This window comes from Morganella morganii, assembly GCF_019242955.1.
GTDB lineage: Bacteria > Pseudomonadota > Gammaproteobacteria > Enterobacterales > Enterobacteriaceae > Morganella > Morganella sibonii.
Window position 1 is genome coordinate 1,796,295 of sequence record NZ_CP066129.1, and the last position, 21,474, is coordinate 1,817,768.

The 21,474-nt window shown below is 48.0% G+C and carries 28 protein-coding genes; 13 read left to right on the forward strand and 15 right to left on the reverse strand.

All coding sequences use genetic code 11. The annotated features are described in order from the left end of the window. Nucleotides 1-5 precede the first annotated feature (5 nt). The 3 genes from arsC to JC793_RS08280 all read left to right on the forward strand — a co-directional run bounded on the left by arsC (nt 6) and on the right by JC793_RS08280 (nt 1,992). Nucleotides 6-425: an arsenate reductase (glutaredoxin) gene (gene arsC, locus JC793_RS08270; RefSeq protein ID WP_052926055.1), complete on the forward strand. Its 420-nt coding sequence runs from the start codon at nt 6-8 to the stop codon at nt 423-425. Nucleotides 426-511: 86 nt separating this feature from the next. Beyond that, nucleotides 512-580 carry a DUF4113 domain-containing protein gene (locus JC793_RS08275; protein ID WP_080989261.1) on the forward strand — a complete coding sequence of 23 codons (69 nt, stop codon included), beginning with the start codon at nt 512-514 and terminating at the stop codon, nt 578-580. Nucleotides 581-1,299: 719 nt separating this feature from the next. Next, nucleotides 1,300-1,992 (forward strand): hypothetical protein, encoded by a 693-nt coding sequence (locus tag JC793_RS08280; protein WP_218428127.1) that lies wholly within the window; start codon nt 1,300-1,302, stop codon nt 1,990-1,992. A gap of 303 nt (nt 1,993-2,295) precedes the next feature. On the opposite strand, the gene JC793_RS08285 is transcribed toward JC793_RS08280, so the two are convergent. Continuing rightward, nucleotides 2,296-2,802 (reverse strand): DapH/DapD/GlmU-related protein, encoded by a 507-nt coding sequence (locus JC793_RS08285; protein ID WP_218428128.1) that lies wholly within the window; start codon nt 2,800-2,802, stop codon nt 2,296-2,298. Between the two features lie 454 nt (nt 2,803-3,256). Here JC793_RS08285 and JC793_RS08290 point away from each other — a divergent pair, with 454 nt between their 5' ends. From JC793_RS08290 to JC793_RS08300, 3 genes are all read left to right on the forward strand, one after another. Further along, nucleotides 3,257-3,553, forward strand: coding sequence for a YidC/Oxa1 family membrane protein insertase (locus JC793_RS08290; protein WP_052926070.1), 297 nt, complete (start codon nt 3,257-3,259; stop codon nt 3,551-3,553). 258 nt (nt 3,554-3,811) lie between these two features. Further along, entirely contained in the window at nt 3,812-4,249 is a 438-nt protein-coding gene (locus JC793_RS08295; RefSeq protein ID WP_218428130.1) for a hypothetical protein, read from the forward strand. A gap of 17 nt (nt 4,250-4,266) precedes the next feature. Then, a complete protein-coding gene (locus JC793_RS08300) occupies nt 4,267-4,854 on the forward strand; it encodes a DUF1287 domain-containing protein (protein ID WP_218428132.1) in 588 nt (195 codons plus the stop codon). 92 nt (nt 4,855-4,946) lie between these two features. Here JC793_RS08300 and osmB read toward each other — a convergent pair whose 3' ends face one another. Both osmB and JC793_RS19570 read right to left on the reverse strand, forming a co-directional pair. Further along, nucleotides 4,947-5,165 (reverse strand): osmotically-inducible lipoprotein OsmB, encoded by a 219-nt coding sequence (osmB, locus tag JC793_RS08305; protein ID WP_166708957.1) that lies wholly within the window; start codon nt 5,163-5,165, stop codon nt 4,947-4,949. A gap of 111 nt (nt 5,166-5,276) precedes the next feature. Beyond that, entirely contained in the window at nt 5,277-5,633 is a 357-nt protein-coding gene (locus JC793_RS19570) for a hypothetical protein (protein WP_243846769.1), read from the reverse strand. 175 nt (nt 5,634-5,808) lie between these two features. Between JC793_RS19570 and JC793_RS08315 the strand changes: the two genes are divergently transcribed. Continuing rightward, complete coding sequence (locus JC793_RS08315) at nt 5,809-6,063, forward strand: hypothetical protein (RefSeq protein WP_218428134.1); 255 nt, start codon at nt 5,809-5,811, stop codon at nt 6,061-6,063. Here the strand turns inward: JC793_RS08315 and JC793_RS08320 are convergent. Then, on the reverse strand, nt 6,027-6,926 hold the full coding sequence (locus JC793_RS08320; protein WP_218428136.1) for a helix-turn-helix domain-containing protein: 900 nt from the start codon (nt 6,924-6,926) through the stop codon (nt 6,027-6,029). The two genes, JC793_RS08315 and JC793_RS08320, sit on opposite strands and share 37 nt — an antisense overlap. Nucleotides 6,927-7,137: 211 nt before the next feature. Here JC793_RS08320 and JC793_RS08325 point away from each other — a divergent pair, with 211 nt between their 5' ends. Then, on the forward strand, nt 7,138-7,416 hold the full coding sequence (locus JC793_RS08325) for a DUF6694 family lipoprotein (protein WP_046892350.1): 279 nt from the start codon (nt 7,138-7,140) through the stop codon (nt 7,414-7,416). 51 nt (nt 7,417-7,467) lie between these two features. Here the strand turns inward: JC793_RS08325 and JC793_RS08330 are convergent, their stop codons facing one another. From JC793_RS08330 to yddG, 3 genes are all read right to left on the reverse strand, one after another. Continuing rightward, entirely contained in the window at nt 7,468-7,668 is a 201-nt protein-coding gene (locus tag JC793_RS08330) for a hypothetical protein (RefSeq protein WP_046892349.1), read from the reverse strand. 80 nt (nt 7,669-7,748) lie between these two features. Continuing rightward, on the reverse strand, nt 7,749-8,876 hold the full coding sequence (locus tag JC793_RS08335) for a glycosyltransferase family 9 protein (RefSeq protein ID WP_218428138.1): 1,128 nt from the start codon (nt 8,874-8,876) through the stop codon (nt 7,749-7,751). Between the two features lie 82 nt (nt 8,877-8,958). Further along, on the reverse strand, nt 8,959-9,852 hold the full coding sequence (gene yddG, locus JC793_RS08340; RefSeq protein WP_273745853.1) for an aromatic amino acid DMT transporter YddG: 894 nt from the start codon (nt 9,850-9,852) through the stop codon (nt 8,959-8,961). Nucleotides 9,853-9,979: 127 nt separating this feature from the next. On the opposite strand from yddG, the gene JC793_RS08345 reads away from it, so the two are divergent. Next, nucleotides 9,980-10,516, forward strand: a complete 537-nt coding sequence (locus tag JC793_RS08345) for a DUF924 family protein (protein WP_166707637.1) — start codon at nt 9,980-9,982, stop codon at nt 10,514-10,516. Here the strand turns inward: JC793_RS08345 and JC793_RS08350 are convergent. From JC793_RS08350 to JC793_RS08360, 3 genes are all read right to left on the reverse strand, one after another. Beyond that, complete coding sequence (locus JC793_RS08350; RefSeq protein WP_166707638.1) at nt 10,493-11,776, reverse strand: mechanosensitive ion channel family protein; 1,284 nt, start codon at nt 11,774-11,776, stop codon at nt 10,493-10,495. The two genes, JC793_RS08345 and JC793_RS08350, sit on opposite strands and share 24 nt — an antisense overlap. A 196-nt stretch (nt 11,777-11,972) precedes the next feature. Beyond that, nucleotides 11,973-12,545, reverse strand: coding sequence for an HdeD family acid-resistance protein (locus tag JC793_RS08355; protein ID WP_166707639.1), 573 nt, complete (start codon nt 12,543-12,545; stop codon nt 11,973-11,975). Nucleotides 12,546-12,688: 143 nt separating this feature from the next. Beyond that, on the reverse strand, nt 12,689-13,246 hold the full coding sequence (locus tag JC793_RS08360; protein ID WP_166707640.1) for a helix-turn-helix domain-containing protein: 558 nt from the start codon (nt 13,244-13,246) through the stop codon (nt 12,689-12,691). Nucleotides 13,247-13,352: 106 nt separating this feature from the next. On the opposite strand from JC793_RS08360, the gene JC793_RS08365 reads away from it, so the two are divergent. Both JC793_RS08365 and JC793_RS08370 read left to right on the forward strand, forming a co-directional pair. After that, nucleotides 13,353-14,015, forward strand: a complete 663-nt coding sequence (locus JC793_RS08365) for an AzlC family ABC transporter permease (protein ID WP_166707641.1) — start codon at nt 13,353-13,355, stop codon at nt 14,013-14,015. Next, nucleotides 14,015-14,341, forward strand: coding sequence for an AzlD domain-containing protein (locus JC793_RS08370; protein WP_052926081.1), 327 nt, complete (start codon nt 14,015-14,017; stop codon nt 14,339-14,341). The genes JC793_RS08365 and JC793_RS08370 overlap by 1 nt, the downstream gene beginning before the upstream one ends. Before the next feature lie 42 nt (nt 14,342-14,383). Here the strand turns inward: JC793_RS08370 and JC793_RS08375 are convergent, their stop codons facing one another. From JC793_RS08375 to JC793_RS08390, 4 genes are all read right to left on the reverse strand, one after another. Further along, nucleotides 14,384-14,956 carry a cysteine hydrolase family protein gene (locus JC793_RS08375; protein ID WP_052926082.1) on the reverse strand — a complete coding sequence of 191 codons (573 nt, stop codon included), beginning with the start codon at nt 14,954-14,956 and terminating at the stop codon, nt 14,384-14,386. A 35-nt stretch (nt 14,957-14,991) separates the two neighbouring features. Next, nucleotides 14,992-16,410 (reverse strand): ATP-binding protein, encoded by a 1,419-nt coding sequence (locus JC793_RS08380; RefSeq protein ID WP_247717345.1) that lies wholly within the window; start codon nt 16,408-16,410, stop codon nt 14,992-14,994. Then, nucleotides 16,411-17,076 (reverse strand): response regulator, encoded by a 666-nt coding sequence (locus JC793_RS08385; protein WP_046892339.1) that lies wholly within the window; start codon nt 17,074-17,076, stop codon nt 16,411-16,413. It lies immediately after the preceding gene. A gap of 128 nt (nt 17,077-17,204) precedes the next feature. Further along, nucleotides 17,205-17,663, reverse strand: a complete 459-nt coding sequence (locus JC793_RS08390) for a DUF6097 family protein (protein WP_218428140.1) — start codon at nt 17,661-17,663, stop codon at nt 17,205-17,207. 191 nt (nt 17,664-17,854) lie between these two features. Between JC793_RS08390 and JC793_RS08395 the strand changes: the two genes are divergently transcribed. Next, nucleotides 17,855-18,661 (forward strand): MBL fold metallo-hydrolase, encoded by an 807-nt coding sequence (locus JC793_RS08395; RefSeq protein ID WP_218428142.1) that lies wholly within the window; start codon nt 17,855-17,857, stop codon nt 18,659-18,661. Nucleotides 18,662-18,679: 18 nt separating this feature from the next. On the opposite strand, the gene JC793_RS08400 is transcribed toward JC793_RS08395, so the two are convergent. After that, nucleotides 18,680-19,228, reverse strand: a complete 549-nt coding sequence (locus JC793_RS08400) for an NADPH-dependent FMN reductase (RefSeq protein ID WP_218428144.1) — start codon at nt 19,226-19,228, stop codon at nt 18,680-18,682. 150 nt (nt 19,229-19,378) lie between these two features. On the opposite strand from JC793_RS08400, the gene JC793_RS08405 reads away from it, so the two are divergent. Next, a complete protein-coding gene (locus JC793_RS08405) occupies nt 19,379-21,445 on the forward strand; it encodes a S9 family peptidase (RefSeq protein WP_247717346.1) in 2,067 nt (688 codons plus the stop codon). The last annotated feature ends 29 nt before the right edge of the window (nt 21,446-21,474 follow it).

Sequence of the window (21,474 nt, forward strand, 5' to 3'; positions counted from 1 at the left end):
ACTACATGAGCAATATAACGATTTATCATAATCCGGATTGCGGAACATCCCGGAATACACTTGCTATGATCCGAAGTAGCGGTATTGAACCTAATATTATCCATTATTTGGATACACCACCAGACAGAGATGTTTTGATAAAACTCATTGTAAAAATGAAGATTACAGTAAGAGATCTGCTGCGTAAAAATGTTGAACCTTACAAAAAACTGGAACTTGATAGTGGTCGATTCACAGATACACAGCTTATCTATTTCATGCTGAAGTATCCTCTTCTGATTAACAGACCAATAGTTGTCACTCCATTGGGTGTAAAGCTCTGTCGTCCATCTGAATTAGTGTTGGATATTTTACCGAGTAAATTACAGAGTGAATTTGTGAAAGAGGATGGAGAAGTGATTACTATCAGTACAGTAAAAAAGTAAGGTAACTTAGTTATCTGATACTTTATAAATTTAGTAATTATACAACTCTGTATATTTGCCGGAAAGGTGTTGGCAGCGGGTATAAGATGAAGAGCGAAATGCTATCACCGGCATACACAACAAATTTTAGTCAGTTACCGGAGGTGAAAAGTTAATGTGGCACCAGTTAGACAAAGAGTTGTCGCAAATATGCAAATTGTTTAAATGATGGGGGGTATAGCTGTTGGTAGAAGTGATGGGACATATTTGGGACACAAATGGTTTTAGATGTGCTTTATACCTTTTCAATCTTTTTAATTGTTGGGACGTGAAAGCGTGATTTAATGCGGTATCTAATTGATTAAAAAACAAAACTACTGACTTGTAATCAGTAGGTCACCAGTTCGACTCCGGTAGCCGGCACCATATAAAGACCCGTTAACTCTCAACCAGTTAACGGGTTTTTTCTTTTCTGCATAATACATAACTAAACGGTTTTTATTAGTGCGCGTGCCATATTCGTGCCATCAATAGTCATGGTCTGCTCAATTCTCCGCACGTGTTCAGCAAGATGATTCGGTGTTGCGGATATCCCGTGACGGGACAGGGTGATATAGTTTACAGCGACGAATTTAACTAACCGCGGATTGTGATTATGCTCACCATATATGTTCTGTCTCTTATCGCCGCGTCACCAATAGGTGTGGGGGCTATCCCGCCGCTGGTGGTATTAATCGCGTTTACCTTTGCATGAAAGAAAAAAGGCAGCTATGCGGACTCCTGCTGTTTCTTTTGTCGTTGTATCTCCTGATGTTAAATGTCCTGCATTGCATTGAGCGTATCCCGTTCAGGTCAGAGGATATTTTTCATGGTATAAGATTAAGGATTAAATAATATGTCTGCATTTAAAGAACTGATGGATTCTGTTGATGAGATAGTCAAATATGTGTTTGATCCCGAAAAAAGATATTTAATACTATTAACGATAATGATTTTTATCGGATATAAATACGAGGTTTTCTTTGGTATTTATTCTAAGTTTAAGAATAAGCGGTTAAATGAATTTTGTAGTTATAAGGAAAAAGCTAAAGATGAAATAATCATTAATTATCTTAATATAAAAATAGATGAGATAATAAGTAAGAGAACAACGAGAATTACTAAACATAAAGACAGAAATATTTTTATGTTTATCTCGGCAAAAATAAACGAGTGGCAGTATGGAGATATTACCCTGAGAAATATCATGCCGTATGTTTTAGTGGATAATGCAATCCATATTGATTTCGATAAGCACAAGAAAGATAAAAGAAAATATATTGTAAAAGCATTGTCGTGGGTTGCTGCGATGGTTTTGGTAATATGTTTTGATTTTTATTTCAGTATTTATAATACGGTTGATTTTTATTATTTATTATCCCTTTTTCTTATTGGTGTCTTTGAGATTTTTGCTCTTAACAGTTATGGTAAAATTCATAAGGAAAGTGATATGAAAAAATACAATAACGCTCTGGTGTCTATTGATATTAGTGAACTAAGTACTAAATCAGTGATTCTTCCTCTTCACCAACACAGACAACAACAGTAACGACAGGTGTCCCGGGATCAGGCTGGTAGTTGATAATGAATTTTATATTATTAAAGTACTCCGTTAAATAACGGAACACTTTAATGAGCGAAATATATCCGGTCAATGTGCTTGTTGCTCAGCATAAAATACAGTCCGGAGCACATTAACTGCATGTGTAAGAGTATTGTATATAACCATACTGTTGCAATTGGCGCACATAGTCATAGTTTTTCCGGCACAACCGGAAATACAGGCAGTGGTTCATTAATTTCAGTCGTCAACGCCTATATCACATTAATGGGCTGGTACAGAACCAAATAATTATACTGTTTTAATAAAGCGTGCGGGGGTACCGGCATAAAGAGAATCGGCGGGGATGTCATGGTTGACTACACTGTTCGCGGCAATAATGCTGTTATCCCCGATTGTTATGCCGGGCAGAATAACTGCCCCTGCACCAATCCAGACATTTTTTCCGATATTAACAGGCAATATGATATTGTCGCTATGTCTTTTTTCCGGAGATACAGGATGACTGACGGTGCTGATAGTGACATTAGGGCCAATCATTGTATTATGGTCAATAGTAATTAGTGCATTATCCAGAAAATTACAATTTGCATTAATAAAGACATCACCAATTAACTTAATGTTTCCGAATTCAAAATATACCGGAGATGTAATTGATACAGATTGATCAGCGATAATTCCTGATTTTAAAAGTATTTTACATCTTTTTTTTCCGGATAACGTTGACGTGTTGAAAAAAATAACGGCTTGGCGGGGGAGGGTTTTTTTCTTTAAAGAATACCAGAAATATTTAATCATAAGTGACTCTTTTGTATACGTATAAAGCAATTATTAGCCTGTGTTATTATAGCATATATCTCCCCGTAGTGTTGTATTTTTTAAAAATTTTATAGCATATAGTGTTCTCATTGCAATATTCTCGGATATATAAAATATCTTCATTTAATTTATCAGATATAAATAGCCGCAAGTAAAATTAATCAGTGTGCTGAGTTTTATAATCAATTATACTTTGAGCGAACAATGTCAGCACTGATAGCCTGATGTAACTGATTATTACGAATATACACATAATTATACTTAATCTGTTTTATCACCGAATGAGTAATAAGTGAATATCTCTGCCGGTGAAAATATAATGCCGGATAAACAGACTGTAATATTTTTCCCGGCGGGTAAGGTGCTGAGACAATAACGGCAGTAAAACGTTATAATCAATGTCCGGTATATTGCAGACAAGGATAATACGTTTATGACTGATAATGATGATATGCGGGAGTATCCGGAATTTTCTCCTGAAGCCGAAGCTATTGCGCAGTGTAATCAAATCAGGGATATGCTGGTGGCGGCACTGGAAAAACGAAATAAAGAAATGCAGCGCTTACGGAAAAAAACAGAGGAGATTCAGCGTGAATTTCCCGGTGATCTGAAAAAACTCCAGGCACATATGCGGGAAATGAAAGATTCCAACAATGAAGTGATGACGCTGGTCAGAGAATATAATGTCTGGGCTGAACGGGCCGGGCAGGATAAACTGGTACTGGAATGATTCCGGTAATCTGCTGATATGACAGTGCAGATGCAGACGGGTGCTGTATCCGTAAATTCTGCTCCGGTGCCGGGGACTGATCTGCTGTTTACTGTAATACCCCGGTTACGTATTACAGCGTATTTATCTGCTTTCTTTATCTTTTTACTTCTGATTTTTTCTCTGTTACCGAAAGCCGTAACAGCTGAAACGGAATACAACAAGATATCCGGACGGAGTTACCTGTTATCCGGCCTCAAACTACAGAATTTTTACCGCATGGTTTACCTCAGTAATACGACAGAGCGGAAAGTATTACTGCAACAAACACCGGATGAAATTATTCTGCAATATGCAGAAAATCGTTTGGCATTATTTAATAATGCGATGGATAAAGATCCTTCCGGGGGACTGTGCTTTGGTTTTATTTATCCGGCCGGGCAGGATAACGGAACAACGGTTAAGTTTTTACCCGCAAAAAAGACAGAGCCGGGTTTATCTCAGGCAGAAATTGACGCATTATACATCAGTGTCTTTCTCCGGTTACGCCATACCTATGGCGATTTACTGGATAAAGAGGAAGCCGGAACGCTGGAAAAAGATGCCATACTGGCCTGTGAAATAAAATCAGCGTTGTATCAGAGTATATTGCAGCTCAGTCCGCAGGATGCTGCCGGGGTATTACGGTATATCTGGAGCAACGACGGGATATTCTGAGCCATTGCGGAGGAATAATGCGTCGTTATATTACCTGGCCGGGGATTGTTTTGCTGTTTGCCGGAATAGTACCTGCCGGTCACAGTGCGGATTCGCTGAGTCAGGCTGCTCAGCAGCTTGATCGTCTGGTTCTGTATGACCCGTCTTATGAAAAAATCAGCTATCCGGGCGGGGATGTTTCTCCCCGGAAAGGGGTATGTTCTGATGTGGTGATCCGCAGTTACCGGAAAATCGGCATCGATTTGCAAAAAGAAGTTCATGAAGATATTAAAACGGCATTTTCCCGTTATCCGGGGCGTAAATTGTGGGGACAAACGCGGCCGGATACCAACATTGATCACCGGCGGGTACCTAATCTGATGGTCTTTTTCAGCCGGAAAGGGGAAAGCAAACCGATAACACAAAATGCGGCGGATTATGTGGCCGGTGATATTGTGACCTGGCAACTGGATAACGGCCGTCCGCATATCGGTATTGTGACAGATGAAATAGCCCCGCACAGCGGAAACCGGCTGATAATGCATAATATCGGCGGCGGGCAGGTCAGCGAGGATGTCCTGTTCAGCTGGAAAATTACCGGACATTACCGGTATAAAGCAGGGTAGTTAAAAAGAGTTATAAATAAAGAGTTATAAATAAAGAGTCATAAATAACGGTAATCGCGATGAAAGAGCCGGCAGAACGCCGGCTCCGGAAATTATTTTTTAACCTGATTTCCGATAAGACCGCCGATTGCCGCACCGCCGACGGTTCCCAGTGCACTGCCGTCGGTCAGGATTGCACCACCGACAGCGCCGACACCGGCCCCGATAGCAGTATTCCGGTCACGTTTTGACATATTAGAGCAACCGGCCACAGCAAGCAGCAGGACTGCAGATAAAGTCACTGCACTTACTCTCTTCATATTCATTTTCATCATGTAAACTCCTGAACAATTGGCGTGTTACAACATAGACCTGTTCGGGAATCACCTGTATCAGAATAATCGGGAAATACGTAACAGTCCCGGTACATTATCTGACATGTCTTACACCGTCAGCGTTTTAAATGACAGGTGACAATATAAAATACCGTAAGTGGAATTTATGGCATTACTGAGGTGTTCAATCCGGCCGTTATGTTCCGTGATTTCCTCCGCCTCCGCGATACCGGCATCCGCAACGGAAACAGCGGCGTAAGGATGTGTCGGCAGCAGGGCAATCTGTGCATTATCTTTCAGCAGATACCAGGGAGAAGGTGTGCCGGCAGGCGTTGTTTCATGTTTGCGTAACCGCCAGCCGCCCAGCATCTGCTTATCGGTCAGTTCTTTTAACAGCGGCAGCAGTTCTTCTTCTGCATCACACTGAATGTGTGCTGTGGTAATACGTTCTGTATATGATGACATGGGTTACCTCCGCAAATCAGAAGATACTCGTATTTATAATAACCGGTTAATCTGTAAAAAACAGGAAATATACAACGGTTAATTCCTAATTTTTCTATTTCAGGAGGAGTATCAGAATAATATCCCGCCGGATAAGGTAAATTATGGTCGGAACATAATCAGGGGAGTGACTGTTATGGAAAACTACGTATATATATCAGTGGTCGTTATTGCGACGGCTTTGATTATTTATACTGTCGTCAGCAGACAGGTACCGTCAAAACAAAAAGTAGTATATGGTTTTGTATTATTTACTGTTATTCTTGGCTTTTATGACGCCGGACAGAAAAATAATATTGCCCGGCTGGCAGAAGAACAAAAGGACCGTCATAGCATGATGATGGCAGATAATGATCACAAACCGGCGTTATCCGTCAGCACCGGAATGTAATAATTAATCGTCCGGACTGCGGATTTCGGATTTTCCGGGTTTAATTCTGTCAGATTATCGTGAAATACGTATTCTTCCGTATCCGGGTGATCAGGATTGCGGATGATGTTCAGCTCCGGCAGTAAATTATTATAGATATCGTAGGTAATATCCTGAAAATCAATATCTGAAAAGTCACCGGTAAAAATGATCTTCAAATAATGAGCATGGTCCGGTGTGTAAATAATATCTTGTGGTGTGGTGCTTTTAAGATAATGTGTCTCAGCCAGTGTGGCGTAATACATTGAGAAGGTATCACCTGCAGATTTACTGACGCCGTGTATAGCATAAACCGAATCCGGTAAAACAGTGAGCCGCTGTAAAAAAGGCTGCCAGTAATATTTCCGCAACTGTGGCAGGCACATATTCCAGGTGTCGGATGCGGCCTGATAAATATGAGTGGTTCCGGTCAGAACTTTTTCCGGCAGGGTTGTCATTTCAACCGATGAGTGCAGTTTTCCGGCATAGCGTTTCGGCAGAACAAATCCGCCCGGCTGCCAGCCGTTTTGTTTACGGTAAGCAGAGGGGGTGATGCCAAAATGCTGTTTGAAGGCCCGGCAAAATGTCTGTTGTGAATCAAAACGGTACTTCATGGATAAATGCATCAGGTTGAGCGGTAACAGACGTAACGCGATGGCCGCACAGGATAAACGCCGGGCGCGGACATAATTTGCCAGGGTGTAACCGGTCTGCTGTTTAAAAATACGCTGAAAATGCCATTTGGAATATCCTGCTTTTCCGGCAACGGCTTCTAATGAAAGATCAGACTCCAGATTGTTTTCTATCCAGTTTAAAATTTCATCAACAACACATTCGTTAAACATAGCTTTTCCGTGTATTTCTCAGACGGAAGTATTATATCGGCACAGGTACTGAAAAACAGCTGATTTACAATAACAAATAAATGTCTGGTTTTTGCAGCAGACCGCGGGGATTATAACTGTATAAATAAACGGTTAATTTTGACTGTAATAAACATGGTTTTATCTGTCCGGCAATGTAAAATACCGCGGATATAATTAACGAGGTGGAATAATGAAAAAATTACTGGCAGTTATCGCGCTCTCTTTCGCACTTACCGCTTGCGGTGATGCAACACTGGATATGTCATCACAGCAGACAGCACAGGAATCCATTGCAAAAATGGAAAAAGATCTGAGCCCGGAGCAATCCCGTGAGCTGAAAAGCGCGATTACTAAAATCAGCTTCCAGGTGGCATTTGCCAGTGGTGGTGATGAAGAAAAAATGATGGCAGCGCTGAAAGAGAAATTACAGGGTAAAACAGCAAAAGAAATTATTGAGATGGCAAAATAAGTATTATCAGACTGCCGGTGCTGATACATCACCGGCAGTACTGTTATACGGTTAACTGTTTCCGGCTGCGTCACGGTGAAATTTAAGACGTGCCCGGAACCACGCGCGCAAACGTTCAGGGCGCTGCAGTTCAGTTTCTTTGTCAATCTTCGGCAGTTTCATCTTATCCCGCATGACAAGACCTTTCGTCAGGGTCTCTATTTCATCCTCTTCTTCCTGTGTCATACGCGGTTTTTTCATACTCTCTGACATAAATCCTCCTTTTTTTGTCAGTCTACTGCATTTTTCAGCCGGGTGTGAGACCGTGCTTTTACGTAAGTAATCAGGCCCGGTCAAAGCCCGTGTGTATCCGGATAAACATCAGTCAGTGCATCCTGCACAGCAGTGATTACCCGGTCAGGACTAATCGCTGTCATCTCATGGTTACCGGGCGGGATTGACAACGGGCTGGTAAAACCGGTGATCACGCGGTGAAGATGCGGGTCCTGATAAGGTCCTGTGGCATGAGCCGCAGCACTGACAAATAAGCCGACAGTTCTGACTTTCAGGGCAATTGCAATGTGCATGGTTCCGGTATCTCCGGTAACCAGAACATCAACATTATTCACCGCCTGAGTCAGTTCCGTCATGGATGTTTTACCGGTCAGCGATTCGGTACGGCGATGAAATTCCGCAGGCAGCAGCGCAATAAACTGCTCAGAAAGATGCATCTCTCCCGGTGAACCGAACAAAACTATGCGGATTTTATCATCTGCTGACATCAGCGCTGTGGCAAGCTGTACAAAGTAAGGTACCGGCCAGCACCTTTCTTCACTGGATGCCCCCATCTGAAAACCGACGTTATGCCACGCAGACGGTTCCTTAGTGACATCACAGGGAACATGCATCTCTATACTGCTGCCGGTAAACCGGCATCCCAGCGGTGCTATCAGATTCAGGCGGGATTGGATGGTATGACAATTGCTGCTGCCATTATAGTTGGTCAGCCATGGCTCCATCAGTGAACGCAGGCTGTCAGGATGATTACAGCGGAAAACAAACGGTGCGCCGGTCATGATGGCACTCAGGTAATCATACGGGTTATGCGAGTGCATAATCAGAATCAGATCCGGTGTTCCGTGCGCTTTTAAATCTCTGACCAGTTTGGTAACAGTATTAACTTTACTGTTCCAGCACACTACATCATCCCAGTCTTTACCAATACCGGTACGAATATAGGGGGCCATTTTATTGCCGGAAACAACGGTAATCCGGGCATCAGGAAAACGTTTTCTGACTTCATGAATCGCGGGGGTATTCATCAGAAAATCCCCGAGTGCGGTTGTCGAATAAATGACAATATTACGGAAGTCGATTGTCTCCAGCTGTTTAAAGGCCGTGACTGAGTGAGAAAAATCACGGCGGCGTGTATAAAGCTGTAAGAATAAATTAACCAGTTTATGTTTAAGTTTTTTGGACATCGTATTTCCTGACAGGCAACAAACAATAACATTGGCGCTAATTTAGCATATTCTGCCGCAAATCCGCGGATTCATTTCCGGGTTATTTCCGGCGGGTGGCGAGCCAGCATAATAATGAACCGCCGGTGACCATCAGCACTCCCTGCCAGAATGCAAAGGAGAGGGCGGTACTGAGTAATAATGAGGAGAACGCGGTGGAGAGTACCGGGGTAAAATAAGACAGTGTACCTATCAGTGCAACATTCCCGCGCAGTACCGCGATGGTCCAGAGGGCATTAGCGGCACAGGAAAGTGCGGCAGCAGCAATCAGGAAACCTATCGTGGAAACGGAAAACTCAGCAGGCAGAGTTATGCCGTCAACGGCGGTCACCACCCACAGCATCAGGGCCGTGATGATAAAAAACAGCGTAATTCCGTTATTTCCGTCAGCCAGTCTGCGCGATAAATTACTGTAGAATGCCCAGATCACCGCGCCGGCAAATGCAAGGCCATAACTCAGCGGATTAAGGGCGACGTTGGCGGCGATGGAGGAAAATGATAACCCGTCCTCCCCGCCGATCACCCGGCTGATACCGAGAACGGCCAGTACCAGACCTGCTATCAGCATCAGGCGCAAACGCTGTCCGCCCATGATCACGGCCAGTCCGACCGTCAGGGATGGCCAGAGATAGTTCACCATACCCAGTTCAATCGCCTGCTGGCGGTTTTGCGAAAAACCCAGAGCCAGAATAAAGCAGACCTCATAGCTGACAAACAGCGCGGTCCCCCAGATCAGATACCGGCGCGGCCAGCGGCGGATGGCAGGGAATCCGGTCACCATCAGTAACATGACGGATCCGAGGGTGTATATCAGAGCTGCCCCGAAAGCCGGTCCGAAATCCTCACTGACCCGTTTGATTAATCCGACAATGGTGCTCCAGAACAAAATAGACAGGATGCCGTAAACGGTGGCAGTGTGTGCGGACAGTTTTCCCATGGAGATCAGCCTGTGATAAATAATTGACAATATATGCGTTAAACTAATAATGATCCCCAAGCATACCGTGATATGACCGCCGGGCAAAGGGAGAGATCCTCATACCGGACTGATAAGGAGCCTGACAATGGAAGCACAGCAGATACTGAATTTCTGGTTTAATGAAGCAACACCGGAGCAGTGGTTTAAGAAGGACACACAGTTTGATGACCTGATCCGCCGTCGTTTTCTTAAAATATGGGAACAGGCGGCAGCCGGGGAATGTTTCAGCTGGCGGGAGCATATCGGCGGGCGTCTGGCGGAAATTATTGTACTGGACCAGTTCTCCCGTAACCTCTGGCGCGGGGATGCACAGTCCTTTGCGCAGGATCCGATGGCACTGGTGCTGGCTCAGGAGGCGGTGAAAACAGCAGATTACCTGCAATTACCTCCGGTTCAGCGTAAATTTGTACTGATGCCGTATATGCATTCGGAATCTGCGCTGATCCATCAGCAGGCAGAATTACTGTTTAAAGGGCTCGATGAGAGCACTGAGGATTTTGAGCGGCGGCACAAAGCGATCATTGACCGCTTCGGCCGCTACCCGCACCGCAATGAGATTCTGGGGCGGAACTCCACCCCGGAAGAGGCGGAGTTTCTGTTACAGCCCGGTTCGGCGTTCTGATTCACACTCACGGGCGAAATGGGCGGCGATACCGCGCATATCAAAGCCCGTTGGTGTCTGATGCACCCGCAGCCAGAATTGCGGGAGTATCGCGAACAGATGATCAAAAATATCGGACTGGATCTGCTCATAGCTTATCCATGCCGTCACATTGGTGAAAGCGTAGATTTCCACCGGCAGCCCGTCCGGTGTCGGGGCCAGCTGGCGTACCATGGTGGTCATTTTCTTGTGAATATGCGGATTGGCTTTGATATACGCCTCCGCATATGCACGGAATGTCCCGATATTGGTCAGCCGCCGCTGGTTCAGCGGGGTATTCGCTGGTTCCTGCGCGTTGTATTCCGAAATTTCCTGTAATTTGGCATCAATGTAACCGGCGATCAGGGGTGACTCCCGCAGCTGACTGATTTCCTCATCGGTCAGAAAGCGGATGCTGGTGGTATCCAGATTCATACTGCGTTTAATACGGCGACCGCCTGATGCAGTCATTCCCTGCCAGTTTTTAAAGGAATCAGAGATCAGGGCGTAAGTCGGGATTGTGGTGATCGTATTATCCCAGTTCTGCACTTTTACGGTGGTCAAACCGATGTCTGTTACCGCACCATCCGCACCGTATTTCGGCATTTCCAGCCAGTCTCCGACATTGAGCATATCATTGACCGATAACTGAATGCCGGCCACCAGTCCCATTATCGGATCTTTAAAGACCAGCATCAGAACCGCGGTCATGGCACCGAGTCCGCTCAGCAGAATCAGCGGCGATTTACCGATCAGCAGTGAAATAATCAGAATACTGAAAAGTACCGCGACAATCAGTTTCAGACTCTGCATGACACCGCGCAGCGGAAGGCGGCTCAGAGACGGAGTATGACGTGAAAGGCTCTGAAGAATATCCATGACTGAAAACAGCAGCAGCATGCCGAACAGCAGGCACCATGCCTGCGCACCGGTGGTGAGGATCTCCTGTGCGGCAGAGCCGCGTCCCAGCCAGACCAGCGCCTGGATATTAAAGACGATACCCTGAATCAGGAGCGCAAACCGGTTAAACAGTTTGGTCCGGGTGATGAGTGCGCCCCACGGACGCTGTGAGCCGCCGCTGCGGCGTTCAATATACGGCAGCAGGCCTTTGTGCAGAAAAAGATGCAGAATAACAGCGATAGCCAGAATAAGAACAATTACGCCGGTAATGGCCGTCCATGAAGCGTAATCATTACTGAGTTCAAATCGTTGTTGCAGCCATAGTCGCAGTTGTTGCTCCATAAAAAATATCTCCTGTGACGTGGTTTTTACAGACTCCTCAGTGAGCAGCAAAATATTAAAATGGGATCACATTGAATACTGTACCATTTTTCAGGTACGGATACTGAAAGGGTATGTAAAGTTGCGATAAAAGCGGAAAAAATGAAAAAAAGGGAAAATGGCGCGGCAAATGATTTGCCCGCGCCACCGGAAGCGGTTAATTACTCTTTTTAAGGACGGAAGCCGCGGCGATCAGCCCGAAAGAACTGAACAGCAGTTCAATACCGACCAGAGTCGCTATCAGGGAGACCGACACAATCGGGCCGTTACCGACCAGCAGGTAGGCGATAAACAGATCCAGCAGACCGATAATAATGTTCAGCCAGCCGCGTGCCTGTGATATCTGACGCAGACCGGAGCCCAGACGCAGTATCCCGCCCGCAATAAACAGAATGGCGAGCAGAATGGCGAGACTGAGCATCCCGGTGAGCGGTTCGGTCAGGAAGACATAACCCAGAAGGAGATAGGCAACCGCAACCAGAACGGAAAACAGCTTACTGCCGCCGCTGTAAAGCCGGCTGCTGAGTGTCACAAATAACATGGAGAGCCCGTTTATCAGGAGCAGCCCCCCGATAATATAGCTGAGGGTGACACCGGAAATCAGCGGATTCATCAGACAGGCCACACCACCGGCCAGCAGGAGAATGGCGATGATCCACAAATAGCCCCGCTGTTTTTTCAGGGCACCGGCTGTCATATGAGTTAAATTCTGACGGTTAAAATCAAGCATGGTTTTTCCTTAGTAAGCCCGTTGTACCGGCATCAGTGCGTGCCGGAGCAGCCTGATACCGGATGCGGAATATACCCGAAATGATAAACTTCACTTTACATTATTTGCGATAAGTAAGTATTTGTGAATAGCAAATGCGTAAATCAATGCTCAATAATCATCACAGCCGTGGTATCCGGCTCCAGTGCTTTGAAAATATGCGGGACATCGCCGGGGTAGGAAATATAGTCGCCGGGCAGGAGTGTGGCGGGTTCATCAAGAGTACCAACGACAGCACTGCCGGTCATCAGGAGGATATGTTCGGTAACCTGTGCCATATGCGGCTCGGAAATACGATCTTTACCGGGCTGCGCCGTGATGGTGTACAGGTCACGCCGGTTAACCGCAGAAGCGGAAGAGAGCAGAAAAGCATGGTAATAGGCATTCTCGGCGCTGACCTGAATGCCTTCCCCGCGCCGCAGCACGGTTACCCGGCTTTTCGGGGTTTCAAACAGGCTGGCAAACGGGATATTCAGTGCCACGCAGAGTGACCACAGTGTTTCGATTCCCGGATTTCCCTGTGCCGACTCCAGTTGTGACAGTGTGGATTTGGCAATACCGGCACTGCGCGCAACATCGGCGATGGAACGACCCTGGCGCTGACGCTCTTCAGTCAGCCTGACAGCCATAATCTGCAGGGGCGGGGTGATAGGTGAATCCATAAAATGTACTCTCTGCTGGTTAACGGAAATAACCCGGAATTAACACTTGCGTAATTTAAAGCGTTCGACATAATGAACGTATCGTTCAATTTATAAGTCTATCGCAATGAAATTCGCTATTCCACTCGATAATGCCATGATCCGCAATATTTTGCTGGTCTGCGTGGCTGATTTAATTGTCGGCGTCTCCTACGGTGCGCTGGCACATGCCAGCGGATTCCCGCTCTGGGTACCGCTGACACTGTCCCTGGTTGTGCTGGCGGGTGCGTCAGAGTTTCTGTTTATCGGCGTGGTGGCCGCAGGCGGCAGTCCGGTGTCTGCCGCGCTGGCCGGATTGCTGGTCAATGCCCGTCACGTGCCGTTCAGTCTGGCGGTACATGATCTCGCCGGTACAGGCCCGAAAAAACTGCTGGGCTTTCATATTCTCAATGATGAGAGTGTGGTGTTCGGTCTGGCGGAAAAACAGAAAGATAAGCAAAAAGCCGCCTTCTGGTTGTGCGGGCTGGGAATTTTTCTGTGCTGGCCGCTGGGAACGATTATCGGTGAGTTTCTCGGCACGTTTATTGTGGATACCAAAGCGCTGGGCCTGGATGCGATGTTCCCGGCCATTATCCTTGCATTATGTCTGCCTGCACTGCGTGAAGCGAAAACCCGCCGCGCCGCGTTGCTGGGTGCTGTAATTGCACTGGCCGCCACACCGTTTTTACCGCCGGGTATCCCGGTACTGTTATCACTGCTGGGGCTGGTTGTCAGCCTGAGGAGAGCATAATGCCGGATACATTATCCATTCTGACGGGGATCGCACTGCTGGCGGTCGGGACGTATGCCATGCGGGCTTCCGGGGCACTGCTCAGCGGGCGTTTCTCGGTGTCGTCACATGTCAAAAATCTGCTCTCAGCGGGTGCGATTGTCATCCTGTTTGCCGTGGCAGTGACCATGACTATTTTCAGCGGGCAGGAATTATCAGACTGGCCGAAAATGGCCGGGGTGGCGGTTGCCGGGTTGCTGACATGGTATAAAAAGCCGTTTCTGGTGATAGTGCTGGCTGCCGCGATTGTGACCGCGCTGCTGCGTTATCTGCTGTCGCTGTGGTAAGCAAGGAGATCCGCGCAGGGAAACTGCGCGGATAATGAAAAGTTATTGTGCCAGCCAGGCGGCGGAGGTGGTGATAGCGGCCATCGGCCGGAGCATCTCCAGGCTTATCTGATGCAGCTCTGCTGTCGGGGCGGCACATAAATCTTCTGCCACCGAGACATAAAACCCGCTGTCGTGGGCATAACGTGCCGTACTCTGAATCGCCATCACGGTACTGACACCAGCCAGAACCAGATGCTCAATCCCGGCTTTGCGCAGCCAGATCAGTAAATCATTTCCCGCAAAGGCACTGACGCCTTTCTTCACAAAACAGATATCCTCCTTCTGCACATCGGTACCGTCTGCCCAGTCACAACCGCTTCCGCTCAGTTTCAGGGCGCCAATCTCTTTCGCCCGCTGAAACATCGGTGACCCGGCAGGGATATCATGCCAGTCATCCGCAAACCCGACCCGTACCCATATTACGGGGATCGCCCGCAGACGTGCCTGACGAGCGGTTTCCCGCGTGGCGGCGATCAGGTGACGGGCTTCTGTCTGTTCATGACAGGCATTGGAAAGCCCGTGTTTGCCGGTAATGTCATTGATAAGGTCGATAATAATCAGTGCCTGTTTCATCTGTCCCTCCTGTTCTGACTGTTTTCAGCATAGCCTTATGTATCAGAACTGTCATGGGATGCGGCGGGAATTTCACGGTTTTCAGCCGGAATATGGATCACAAACCCGATACCACGCTGTTGTAATCCGTCGGTGACCGAGAGATAACCGCCGATTTTTTCCGCCAGATTCTGGGCAATAGCAAGGCCGAGGCCACTGCCGTTTTCACTGCTGCCGGGGACACGGAAAAAACGTGAAAACAGACGATGACGATGCTGTTCACTGATCCCGTCACCGTTATCACGGATGATGATCTGTACTTCCCCCGGTGTTCCTGTGTTCAGTGAGACTTCCGCCTGACTGCCCGGCGGACAGTATTTCACCGCATTATTTAATATATTGTTGATAATGGAGAACAGTGCCTGTTTATCGCTGACAATAATACAGCTTTCCGGGCCGTCGAAGGAAAATTCAATATCTTTACGCAGGGCATAGGGCACCAGCGTAGCAATAGCGTGGCTCAGCGCCTGAGTCAGGTCGATTTTTTCCATTTTCAGCGGATAATCTTCCGTTTCCAGCCGGGCCAGATCAATCAGCTGCCGCGACAATGACACCGCGCGATCCAGACTGATTTCCATATCGGCGGTAATTTCGTTACGTTCCGCCGGGTCATCAATCTGTTTGAGCAGATGAATTTGTGCCAGTACCGCAGCAATCGGTGTGCGCAGTTCATGAGCGGCATCCGCCATAAACTGTTTTTCCCGCAGATTGGCGGCATCCACCCGTTGCATCAGCTGGTTGATGGCATGCAGCACCGGACGCATTTCATTGTACTGATACTTCATACTGATTGGTGTCAGATTGCCCGGATTACGGGTGGCGATACTGCGGGTGGTTTCACGCAGCGGGCGCAGACTGAGATAGGTGGTGATAATAGTGGATGACAGCATAGTACCGAGAATAAACAGCAGCGGAACGGCAGTACCGGTTGCCGGGTCGCCGATCAGCATATGACGGTCGGTACCGGATTCGCCGATCACCGCGGTGCGCTGCATATCCGGGTCGGTATTATAAGCAAGATACCAGGTTTCACCGTCCTCAGAGAAACGCTCGATTCCGTCCGGTTTCAGCGGAATATGGACATCCGGTTTATTGCTGTACAGGACTTCACCCGTTGTGCTGTGCAGAATGGCGACCAGCGGATCATAATTTTCTTCTTCCAGCCCGCTTTTCATCGCATTGGCGTACATGCTCTCCAGTGCACGGGTGATTTGCGGAAAGGTGGCGGAATCTGTGGGGGTTTCCCGCAGGGTATCGGACATACCCCGGGCAATAACCATTTGCTGGGCATTAAAATCTTCACTTAAATCCGGCAGGTAAGCGTATTTCAGCCAGGCAATCCAGACGCCCCACAGCAGGAGCATTGAGAACGTCTGGAGGAGAACGGTGTAAACAAAGAATGAGCGGATTCTCACTTATTCGCTGTCCTTTTTCAGCAGATAGCCAATTCCGCGGACAGTAATCACTTTTTCTTTGCCGATTTTACGGCGCAGATTATGGATATGCACTTCCAGGGAGTTACTTTCGATTTTATCGTCCAGCCCGAATAAACGCTGTTCCAGCTCCGGTTTGCGTACCACATTGCCGGTATTACGCATTAACTCGTACAGTAACTGATATTCTTTACCGGAGAGCAATAATAATTCATCGTTCAGCGTTACCTGATGGTTCATCGGGTTAAGAGTAATATTATCCACTTTCCATAATTGTGAGGAAAAACCGGCAATACGGCGGGAAACCGCTTTAACCCGCGAAATTAATTCCGGCAGTTCAACAGGTTTGGAAATAAAATCATCCGCTCCCGAATCAAGGGAATTCACCAGATGATCACGCTGGTTGCGGGCAGTCATAATAATAATCGGAATTTGTTCCCCGTTATTACGCCATTCAACCAGAGAGTCAAAACCGTCGCCGTCAGGCAACCCGAGGTCCAGCAGCATCAGATCAAAGTGCTGTTCTGTCAGCCGCCTGCGGGCGTCGGCCAGCAGACGCAGCCAGCACACCCGGAAACCGGCCAGTTCCAGACCCCGGCACAATGCTTTGCCTAATTGTAAATCGTCTTCGACTAATAGAATTTGCACGTTTTTTTTCTCTCTCTCTGTAAATTCGCTCTGTAAAAGCGGATTTCAGTATAGCATTGACGTTTACTGTGACAACGCAGGCAAATTAATGTGACAACGGGGCTTAATCTGATCTTAATCCGTTCAGGTTACCGAGATATCCGGCTGATAAAGTCATCAATCAGATGGCCGGCATATTTTTCTGCCTGTTTTTGCAGGAAATAAAAATAAAAAATAGTCCCGAACAACACCGCCGCATAAATAAATACAGCCCAAATGTAAGTCAGGCTATAGTCCAGCAGGGTCAGTGAAAGATAGCTGATATCGATATTCAGTGACAGGGTATCAATAATCTTCTGTGAAAACAGCAGCAGAGAGAAGAGTAATACCGGCAGGGCGAGTACCCCGGTCAGTATATTGATTTTTTTCCGGCGAACCGCCAGGGCGGGATAATGTTCATCATGCATATAGGCGGCGATATCCGTGAGCTGATCATCCAGGTCATCACGGCAGACTACCGGTACATCCTGTTTTTCTATTTGCTGATGCAAAAGGCGTAAAAGCTGACTGTTATCGGTGCTTTTCGCAAAAGCGGTAATAATTCCCATGCGGAACTCCTGAAAGTCGGTATCGGCCGGCTATTATTTAACAATTTTACAGCCGGGTCATGCTGATTTATTAACATTACCTGAATTAAATCATAATCTGCGCTCTGCGGTACAATACAGATGCGTTATAGCGGAAAACACTGTGTTATATATAACGGCAGAACATATTTATCTTTCAGGGATTATTATCCATGTTACGTATCACTGCACTGCTGGAAAATACTAATTCTGACCCGAAACTGGAATCTCACGCCGGTCTGAGCCTGCTGCTGGAGGACGGGGAAAACTCGCTGCTGTTTGATACGGGGGCAGATGATACCTATATCCGTAATGCACAGGCGCTGGGGATTTCACTGTCAGAGATTGATGCGGTGGTACTGTCGCACGGTCATTATGACCATTTCGGCGGATTAACCCGTACTGAACGGCATAAACTGCCATCCCCGCTGACGGTGATTGCGCATCCGCATATTTTTGAACCGCGCCGTGCCGCGCTGTGGCTGGGCAGTTACCCGCTGAAATTCAAACGGTTATCCCCCTTGTTCTGTGAGGACACACTGCGCCGTGACTATCAGTTTGTGCTGACCGAAAAACCGTACGCTATCTCATCCCGTTTTTTGTTTGCCGGAGAAATCACCCGGCGGGCCGTGGTGCGCCGTTACGGGGTGTTGCTCAGAAGCGGGGAGGCGGATTATGTCCGGGATGACAGTTTTCTGATCTGGCGCGGGGAGGCGGGGATTGTGATTATCACCGGATGCAGCCATTCCGGGATTGAGTCGGTGATACAGCATGCGCGGGCCCTGACGGATAATGCACCGGTACAGGCGGTGGTCGGCGGACTGCATCTGCGCCGGGCAACACCGGCCGCGTTACGCCGTGCCGCAGAGGCACTTGGCCCGGAAACCCGGGTGTACGGCTGTCACTGTACCGGAGACAGAGGGCGTCATGCCCTGAATGCGGATGATTTTAATACCGGGCAGCAACTGACATTCCGCTGAGTCTGCCCGGCCGGATTATCAGCTGTGCGCTTCCAGGAAGCGGACATAGGCATCAGCCCATTTCTGCACAAAAGCACCGGTTTTTTCGCTGAATGTGCCGTCTGCGCTGACCATGCCGTCATACCATTGCAGGTACATTTCCGGCTGGTTGAGAGTCGGCATATTCAGAAATGCCAGCACATTGCGCAGGTGCTGCTGTGCCATCGCCGTACCCATTGCCCCGGCAGAGGTGCCGATCACAGCAGCGGGTTTACTGTCCCAGCTGTTCTGTCCCCACGGACGGGAGCCCTGATCCAGTGCGTTTTTCAGCACACCGGGGACAGAGCGGTTATACTCCGGCGTGACAAAAATCACACCGTCAGCCTGTGAAATCTGCTGTTTGAATGCCAGTACTTCAGCAGGCGGCTGTGCATCACAGTCCTGATTATAGAGCGGCAGTGAACCGATACTGACAAATTCACACTGAATGTGTGCGGGGAAAAGGGAGACCAGAGCATGCGCCAGCTGACGGTTGTAACTTTGCTCACGCAGAGAACCGACAACAACAGCAACGCGGTATTGTTTCATTGTAACCTCCTGAACCGGTGAAAACCCGGTGATGAATAAAGAATTAAAACAAATGAAAACGTTACTATCATAGTGCGGAATCGCGGAACAAAGGGCAGAATTTAGTAAATTTTTATGACATCACAACAAAAAAACAGATCAGGAGCAGGTATGACTATCCCGCAGGCCCTTAAACGTCCGGTACAGTTCACCGCACACGGTGAAACCCGGACGGATAATTACTACTGGCTGCGGGATGATACCCGCAGTGATCCGCTGGTTATTCAGTATCTGACGGATGAAAACCGCTATACACAACAGAAACTGAAGGCCGCTGAACCGCTGCGAGAGGCGCTGTATGAGGAGATGGTTGCCCGTATGCCGCAGGCCGATGAATCCGCGCCGTACCGTTATAACGGTTATGTGTACCGCACCCGTTTTGAGGCAGGTAAAGAGTATCCGCTGTATGAGCGGCGCAAAATAACCGGTGACGAGTGGGAACTGCTGGCGGACGGCAATGTGCGGGCAGAGGGGCTGGCGTATTACGAGCTGGTTTCGCTGGCCGTCAGTGCGGATAACCGCCGTATCGCGATTGCCGAGGACAAAGTCGGCCGCCGTGAATATCAGGTTGCTTATCGTGATCTGACCGATAATGACTGGCAGGAATCGGTGCTGACAGACGTGGCTGACGATCTGGTGTGGTCTGCCGACGGTTCGGTGCTGTTCTATGTCCGTCAGGATCCGCAGACATTGCTGCCGTTCGAGGTTTATCGTCACCGTTTCGGCACCGATACCACACAGGATGTACTGGTTTACCGTGAGGAAGATGATCGTTTTTATACCGGGTTATCTCTGTCATCCTCCCGTGACTGGATTTTTATCGGCTGTCACAGCCCGGTCACCTCTGAGGTTCAGCTGGTGAATGCCAATGCGCCGTTACAGCCGCCGATCTGTTTCTCGCCGCGTCAGGACGGGCGTGAATATCATATTGATCACCTGGACGGGCAGTTTTATATCCGCTCTGACCACGAAAATGAATTGTTTGGCCTCTATCAGACCGATTCCCCGGAGCATCCGTGGCAAACGCTGATTGCACCGCAACCGGATACCGATCTGGAGGATTTCACACTGTTTCGTGACTGGCTGGTATTACAGGAACGGCACGCCGCGCTGCCGAAAATCCGTATTATTCACCGGCAGAGCGGGAAAGAAACACAAGTCGCATTTGATGACGGTGCTTATTGCGCATGGCTCGGACTGAATCCGGAGCCGGACAGTCAGCTGCTGCGCTACGGCTATACCTCGATGACCACACCGGCGTCGGTGTATGAACTGAATATGGCCAGCGGAGAACGTACGTTACTGAAACAGATGCAGGTAAACGGTTTTCAGCGGGAGAATTATCACAGTGAACGGATCTGGATCACTGCCCGTGACGGCGTACAGGTACCGGTTTCACTGGTCTGGCATAAAGATCACTATCAGCCCGGACATGATTCACAGGGACACGATTCACAGGGAGATAATCCGCTGCTGATTGAAGGCTACGGCGCGTATGGCGCCAGTATGGACCCGGATTTCGACGCCAACCGGCTGAGTTTGCTTGATCGCGGTTTTGTTTATGCTCAGGCGCATATCCGCGGCGGCGGTGAGCTGGGTAAGCGCTGGTACAATGCCGGAAAAATGCAGCATAAAATCAACAGTTTTAATGATTTTGTTGATGTAACGCGGGAACTGATTGCACGGCGTTATGGTGCGAAAGACCGGATCTACGCAACCGGCGGCAGTGCGGGCGGTTTGCTGATGGGAGCGGTGATTAATCAGGCTCCGGAGCTGTATCGTGGTATCGTGACACAGGTGCCGTTCGTTGATGCGCTGACTACGATGTCTGATCCGTCCATTCCGCTGACCACCGGTGAGTATGACGAGTGGGGCAATCCGGAAAATGAATCCGCTTACCGCGATATCCGTGCCTACAGTCCGTATGACAACATTGAGGCGAAAGCCTATCCGAATATGCTGGTAACCAGCGGCCTGCACGATTCACAGGTACAATACTGGGAGCCGGCAAAATGGGTGGCAAAACTGCGGGAGATGAAAACGGATGATAATCTGCTGCTGCTCTATACCGATATGGAAGCAGGGCACGGCGGTAAATCGGGACGATTTAACTATTTGTGGGATGTGGCACTCGGCTATGTGTTCCTGCTGATGGTGGATGAACAGCAGGTTCCGTGACACTGTCACTTAATGTGTGACAATGTCAC

Excerpts from the sequence above, each read along its gene's own strand:
- yddG (WP_273745853.1), bottom strand. The coding sequence starts at position 9,852 with ATGGGAAAACTGTCCGCACACACTGCCACCGTTTACGGCATCCTGTCT.
- JC793_RS08345 (WP_166707637.1), top strand. The coding sequence starts at position 9,980 with ATGGAAGCACAGCAGATACTGAATTTCTGGTTTAATGAAGCAACACCG.
- JC793_RS08365 (WP_166707641.1), top strand. The coding sequence starts at position 13,353 with ATGAAATTCGCTATTCCACTCGATAATGCCATGATCCGCAATATTTTG.
- JC793_RS08280 (WP_218428127.1), top strand. The coding sequence starts at position 1,300 with ATGTCTGCATTTAAAGAACTGATGGATTCTGTTGATGAGATAGTCAAA.
- JC793_RS08330 (WP_046892349.1), bottom strand. The coding sequence starts at position 7,668 with ATGTCAGAGAGTATGAAAAAACCGCGTATGACACAGGAAGAAGAGGAT.
- arsC (WP_052926055.1), top strand. The coding sequence starts at position 6 with ATGAGCAATATAACGATTTATCATAATCCGGATTGCGGAACATCCCGG.
- JC793_RS08400 (WP_218428144.1), bottom strand. The coding sequence starts at position 19,228 with ATGAAACAATACCGCGTTGCTGTTGTTGTCGGTTCTCTGCGTGAGCAA.
- JC793_RS08375 (WP_052926082.1), bottom strand. The coding sequence starts at position 14,956 with ATGAAACAGGCACTGATTATTATCGACCTTATCAATGACATTACCGGC.
- JC793_RS08360 (WP_166707640.1), bottom strand. The coding sequence starts at position 13,246 with ATGGATTCACCTATCACCCCGCCCCTGCAGATTATGGCTGTCAGGCTG.
- JC793_RS08325 (WP_046892350.1), top strand. The coding sequence starts at position 7,138 with ATGAAAAAATTACTGGCAGTTATCGCGCTCTCTTTCGCACTTACCGCT.
- JC793_RS08350 (WP_166707638.1), bottom strand. The coding sequence starts at position 11,776 with ATGGAGCAACAACTGCGACTATGGCTGCAACAACGATTTGAACTCAGT.
- JC793_RS08285 (WP_218428128.1), bottom strand. The coding sequence starts at position 2,802 with ATGATTAAATATTTCTGGTATTCTTTAAAGAAAAAAACCCTCCCCCGC.
- osmB (WP_166708957.1), bottom strand. The coding sequence starts at position 5,165 with ATGAAAATGAATATGAAGAGAGTAAGTGCAGTGACTTTATCTGCAGTC.
- JC793_RS19570 (WP_243846769.1), bottom strand. The coding sequence starts at position 5,633 with ATGTCATCATATACAGAACGTATTACCACAGCACACATTCAGTGTGAT.
- JC793_RS08315 (WP_218428134.1), top strand. The coding sequence starts at position 5,809 with ATGGAAAACTACGTATATATATCAGTGGTCGTTATTGCGACGGCTTTG.
- JC793_RS08290 (WP_052926070.1), top strand. The coding sequence starts at position 3,257 with ATGACTGATAATGATGATATGCGGGAGTATCCGGAATTTTCTCCTGAA.
- JC793_RS08370 (WP_052926081.1), top strand. The coding sequence starts at position 14,015 with ATGCCGGATACATTATCCATTCTGACGGGGATCGCACTGCTGGCGGTC.
- JC793_RS08300 (WP_218428132.1), top strand. The coding sequence starts at position 4,267 with ATGCGTCGTTATATTACCTGGCCGGGGATTGTTTTGCTGTTTGCCGGA.
- JC793_RS08395 (WP_218428142.1), top strand. The coding sequence starts at position 17,855 with ATGTTACGTATCACTGCACTGCTGGAAAATACTAATTCTGACCCGAAA.
- JC793_RS08295 (WP_218428130.1), top strand. The coding sequence starts at position 3,812 with ATGGTTTACCTCAGTAATACGACAGAGCGGAAAGTATTACTGCAACAA.
- JC793_RS08355 (WP_166707639.1), bottom strand. The coding sequence starts at position 12,545 with ATGCTTGATTTTAACCGTCAGAATTTAACTCATATGACAGCCGGTGCC.
- JC793_RS08320 (WP_218428136.1), bottom strand. The coding sequence starts at position 6,926 with ATGTTTAACGAATGTGTTGTTGATGAAATTTTAAACTGGATAGAAAAC.
- JC793_RS08335 (WP_218428138.1), bottom strand. The coding sequence starts at position 8,876 with ATGTCCAAAAAACTTAAACATAAACTGGTTAATTTATTCTTACAGCTT.
- JC793_RS08390 (WP_218428140.1), bottom strand. The coding sequence starts at position 17,663 with ATGGGAATTATTACCGCTTTTGCGAAAAGCACCGATAACAGTCAGCTT.
- JC793_RS08405 (WP_247717346.1), top strand. The coding sequence starts at position 19,379 with ATGACTATCCCGCAGGCCCTTAAACGTCCGGTACAGTTCACCGCACAC.